We start from the raw sequence: 4,800 nt of genomic DNA on the forward strand, positions 1-4,800 counted from the left end.
GAAGGAACGGTGATGTTTTTGTATAACTGTCTTGCCATCCACCTGCATAGCAGGTGGTTTATTGTTTCGCGTCCTACGTACGCTCAACTGTCTAAAGACTAGATACAAGCTTCGCTTGTACTACAAACAAAAAGAGCACCGAAGTGCTCGTTTATTATGCTTTTTTAAGAAGTGGTTTTAAGGCAAAAACTACTTGATATGTCTGTGTTGGGAAGGCAAAGATCATTGATGCTAAATCTAGTGCTGTCATCTTTTTATTAATGATTAAAGTGATAAAGTCTAAGATTGTTGCTGCTTCACTACTATAGATAGCTGCACCAACGAGATAACCTTCTTTGTCGAAGATAAATGTATAGTGGGCTTCTTTTTCTCTATTATTTACCCATTCATTTGATACACCAAATGGAATACGTTCTACTCGATAGAGTTCAGGATGTGCTTCTGCTTCATCGACTGTAACACCTACCTGAGCAATTCTAGGTAGAGTGAAGACGAGGTTTGGAATAGCTGGGTATGTAATTGGATTTGGATTCATGCCTAGGATATGATAGGCAATATAGTTTGATTCAAATTCAGCAGTTGGTGTAAGTTTAGGAATACGTTTATCAACAACATCCCCACTTGCATAGATATTCTCTACACTTGTCTGCATATATTCATTGACAACAATACCTCTTCTAGAAGCTTCAATACCCAATGCTTCTAAGCCTAAGTTTTCTACATTAGCTACACGTCCAGTTCCTTCAACAATATAATCTGCTGTAAATGTTTGATCCTGAGTATATACGATATAACTATTGTCTTTCTTTTCAACTTTTTGAACACTCTGGTTAAAGCTAAATGTAGCACCCATGTCTTCCATTTTCTTAACCATCATGTTGACATAGTCACTTGGATATTGTGCTAAGGCTCTTGGGGCGAAGTCAATAACTGTGACTTTCTTGCCTAAAGCTAATGCCATTGATGCAAATTCCATACTGATAACACCTGCACCGACAAATAATAATGATTCTGGTATTTCATCTAGATCAAGGAAATCTTTGCTATGATGCATATATTGTGCACCAACAATAGGTAAAGATGAATCTCTTGCACCCGTACCAATTACGATATATTCAGCTGTATAATTCTTTCCATCAACCTGAACAGTATGTGCATCAGTAAGTGTACCATGTCCCTTAATCACTTCAATACCATACTTTTCAAAAGCCTGTCCTAATATAGGACTAAATGCCCCAATAAGTTTCTTCTTATAAGCCATTAAGTTCTTCCAGTTAATCTCAGGTGTCTGCATACCTAAATCATTATAACGGGCAAAGCCTTCCTGATAGGTAAAAGGTCCATCTAAAAGAATTTTGGCATCACAACCATAATTTGTACAAGTACCACCATTCTTATCTTCTTCAATCATGGCTACTTTCTTACCAGCCATTTTTAAGGCAATAGCACCATGGTTGCATGCATGACCACTACCAATAAATAAAACATCATAATCGTAATTGCTCATTTCTTGAATCCTCCATATATTTTGTATAATTTTATTGTGTACAATATATATGATAAACTTATTTCTCTAAAAGTCAATCACAATACTCAAAAAAGTGCACCGCAATGCACTTTCAAATTAATACTTCTTATTCAAATAGAAATAGCTAGCGCTATAGACCAACAACACAAAACAAACACTCATCAAAAGAAATCTAGCAAGCATATTTTGTTTCAATATATAAGCCATTAATTCTCCAATCGCATAGACAATAATCATTATATACCCAGCTAATGCCCATGAACGCATACGAATATAACGATTTCTTTCATCCTGCATAGCTATATCATATTGTTCTTGAAATTCAGGATCCTTTATATAGCGTAAATATTTTACGAAATAGAAAACTCCCACTCCGATAAAACCACTCCCAATGCCTACAAATACATCACCATTTAACACACCAAAACCACTTAATATAGAAACAATCAAACCAACACCAATTAAGATCATACAGACTACAAGCTTTCTATCGTATTTCATTTTCACTTTCTCCTTCTTCAAATATAAATACATCTTCTATAGACATACCAAATAAAACCGCAATCTTGTGTGCCAACATAATTGAAGGATTATACCGACCATTTTCTAATGAGCTAATTGTTTGTCTAGAGACCCCAAGCATCTTTCCTAATTCATCCTGCCTGATCCCTTTTTCTTTCCGGATTTCTTCTATCCTGTTCTTCATCGCATCACCTCTATGTAAAGCTTCCTTTACATATATCATAGAGTTTTCTTGCATTTTTGTCAAGCTAGCTTTACATTTATTTATCATTTTATATCTAGTTAGATGGTTTATTAATGTTTTTTTAATAAATTATGGTGTTTTTATGGCAATATTTTGAAATCGTGCTATTATGGAGAAGTAAGTTAAGAAATTCTTAAGAATTTAACCAAAGAATTATCAGAGGTGAACGAATATGAAATTCCCATTAATAACAAAATCAAAAGCTAAACAGCTTGCATTACCTTTCGTGCTCGTAGCAGGATCCTTAGCAGCTGTCGGCTTTGCAGGTGCTGATCGTGAAGCTCCTGTTATTAAAACAAAGGAACTTACAGTAGCCTATGGCTCTATCGTGACAGCTCAGGATATCAAAGTTACTGATAATAAGACACCTAGCAATCGTCTTAAAGTCACTCTTGCAGATACAAACAATTCATTGACAAGCGTTGGCACTTATACAATTCCTGTAACAGCTACAGATGCTGCCAACAATACAGCTGAAAAGACAATAACAGTTCATGTCAAAGATTTGAAAGCCCCTAAGCTTTCTATCGCTTCTCAGTATAAAGGTACAGGTAATCAAAAGAAGCCTATTGATATCACAGCTGGTGCCACAGTGAATCCTTTAGACTATGTCAGTGCTAAAGATGATGTTGATGGTGATGTTACTCCATTCATCACTACAGCTAATACCTTAAATACTCAACAGATAGGTATTCAGAAAATCACTTATACAGTTGATGATGAAGCTGGTAATACTTCTACAAAAGATGTTTACTTCAATGTATTAGATAATGTTGCTCCTACAATTAATCAGAAGAATAATGTAGTGGATTATGGATCTCAGTTTGATTTAAATAATTTCTTTGAAGCAACGGATAACTTTTCAAAAGCAACTCTTACTTCAGATACAACAATTAATACAACACAATTAGGTGTACAGGCAATCAATGTCACTGCTACAGATGAAGCAGGTAATAAGACTCAGGGTACATACAATATCGAAGTCAAAGATATCACTGCCCCTACTCTTACTTTGACAACAACTGAAGTTAAAGCAATGGTTGGTGATAGCTTTAATACCTTAAGCTATGTCGCTAATGCATCAGATACTAAAGATGGTGACCTAAAAGCACAAGTCAGTGCTACTTCACCTAATATGAATACAATTGGTACTCAAACTGTAACATATACAGTCAGTGATGCTGCTGGCAATAAGTCACAGGCACAGCTTAATGTCGTTGTTAGAAATCCTGAAATTGTAAAAGCGGAAAACTGGAGAGGTCCTAGATTAAATAGAAGTGCTGGTTCTATTACTGGTCCTAGTGGTAAAGAAACATATTATAACCTTGACATGTCCGGTGTTGTGAGAAATATGCAGAGACGTGGATATAATGCACAGTATTGGGTTAGAAGTGATGGTGTAAAGATGTATGGTGATTATGTCATGGTGGCTGCTAACTTAGGCTTAAGACCATATGGTACAATTGTCGCTACATCACTTGGTGCTGGTATTGTTGTGGATACAGGTACTTTCGCTTCAAGCAACAGAACACAATTAGATATTGCAGTAGCATGGTAAAAGTTTTTTTCCCGAAATAACTAAATATTTTGAGGTCTGCTAAGCAGATCTCTTTTTTTATCCTCGATTCTATGAGTGATAAAAGATTCCTGCAATAAATAGGCATAAAAAACACCATTCCATATGATGAATAACTTTTTCGAATCCCGTTAACCGGTATTGGCTAGCAGTAAGCTAGGCAGCTGCTCTTGCTGCTTTAAATGAAGCTTGTACTTGAGCCAAAGGACAGACAAGAACATTCAACAACATCCTTAATGATATCCTTCTAATCAATCAGCCATTATGGCAACAAGGAAAGCTTTTATCATAGCTTCCTGGTTTGACTTTTTCACGGTTTCAATATCAAGTTTAATCGTGAAGCAGGTGATGGAAGGTTTAATATCTATATTTATCCTACTACTATTTTCGAAAAGGTCATCCTTGTGAATGCAAGCATTTCCATGAGCTCAAAGATCCTATCAGTGTCGCCAACTAATCAGCCAAGCAAATCATCGAGAAGAGCAGTACTCTGTCGTAAAAGAAAATCACAATAATTAAGCCCACTTCAATATATTTGAAGTGAGCTTATTTTTAATATTCTTTTATGCCATCAGGTGTTTCAATTCTTACTTTAGAATGTTTCCATCTTACAAAATTCATATAGAGCCATAGAAGAATACCAAATCCCAAATAAACACCAAATGAAATCCATGAACCTATTCCCTGTCCTAACGTACAGAAGAAAGCAATAATAATCATGATAATCATTGCAAGTAAAGAAATGAATCCTGAATTCTTTAAAGCATTAGGACTCTTCCAATTTGGATATTTCTTATGGATACGTGATTTACTATCAGTAGTCAAGGGTATATTTTGATTTATTTATCTTAGAAGCACAAAAAGAGGTTCAAGGAACCTCAAAAAAATTTATAGTGACGAAAAACAGTTTATCTCAATTTGCTCTGATCA

General features: G+C 35.3%; 5 protein-coding genes. 1 reads left to right on the forward strand and 4 read right to left on the reverse strand.

Annotation, left to right across the window (positions count from 1 at the left end):
• Positions 1-154: 154 nt before the first annotated feature.
• From FYJ79_RS12195 to FYJ79_RS12205, 3 genes are all read right to left on the reverse strand, one after another.
• Positions 155-1,507, reverse strand: coding sequence for a dihydrolipoyl dehydrogenase family protein (locus FYJ79_RS12195; RefSeq protein ID WP_154518873.1), 1,353 nt, complete (start codon positions 1,505-1,507; stop codon positions 155-157).
• Positions 1,508-1,624: 117 nt separating this feature from the next.
• Positions 1,625-2,029, reverse strand: a complete 405-nt coding sequence (locus FYJ79_RS12200; protein WP_154518875.1) for a hypothetical protein — start codon at positions 2,027-2,029, stop codon at positions 1,625-1,627.
• A complete protein-coding gene (locus FYJ79_RS12205; RefSeq protein ID WP_154518879.1) occupies positions 2,016-2,234 on the reverse strand; it encodes a helix-turn-helix transcriptional regulator in 219 nt (72 codons plus the stop codon). The genes FYJ79_RS12200 and FYJ79_RS12205 overlap by 14 nt, the downstream gene beginning before the upstream one ends.
• A 232-nt stretch (positions 2,235-2,466) precedes the next feature.
• Between FYJ79_RS12205 and FYJ79_RS12210 the strand changes: the two genes are divergently transcribed.
• Positions 2,467-3,852 carry an immunoglobulin-like domain-containing protein gene (locus FYJ79_RS12210; RefSeq protein WP_154518877.1) on the forward strand — a complete coding sequence of 462 codons (1,386 nt, stop codon included), beginning with the start codon at positions 2,467-2,469 and terminating at the stop codon, positions 3,850-3,852.
• Between the two features lie 570 nt (positions 3,853-4,422).
• Here the strand turns inward: FYJ79_RS12210 and FYJ79_RS12215 are convergent.
• Entirely contained in the window at positions 4,423-4,695 is a 273-nt protein-coding gene (locus FYJ79_RS12215; protein ID WP_229771474.1) for a hypothetical protein, read from the reverse strand.
• Between the last annotated feature and the right edge of the window lie 105 nt (positions 4,696-4,800).

It is taken from the genome of Sharpea porci (assembly GCF_009695655.1).
Classification (GTDB): domain Bacteria; phylum Bacillota_I; class Bacilli_A; order Erysipelotrichales; family Coprobacillaceae; genus Sharpea; species Sharpea porci.

What these genes read in the sequence shown, in the direction of transcription:
- FYJ79_RS12205 (WP_154518879.1), bottom strand. Translation starts at nt 2,234, where the DNA reads ATGAAGAACAGGATAGAAGAAATCCGGAAAGAAAAAGGGATCAGGCAG.
- FYJ79_RS12210 (WP_154518877.1), top strand. Translation starts at nt 2,467, where the DNA reads ATGAAATTCCCATTAATAACAAAATCAAAAGCTAAACAGCTTGCATTA.
- FYJ79_RS12195 (WP_154518873.1), bottom strand. Translation starts at nt 1,507, where the DNA reads ATGAGCAATTACGATTATGATGTTTTATTTATTGGTAGTGGTCATGCA.
- FYJ79_RS12200 (WP_154518875.1), bottom strand. Translation starts at nt 2,029, where the DNA reads ATGAAATACGATAGAAAGCTTGTAGTCTGTATGATCTTAATTGGTGTT.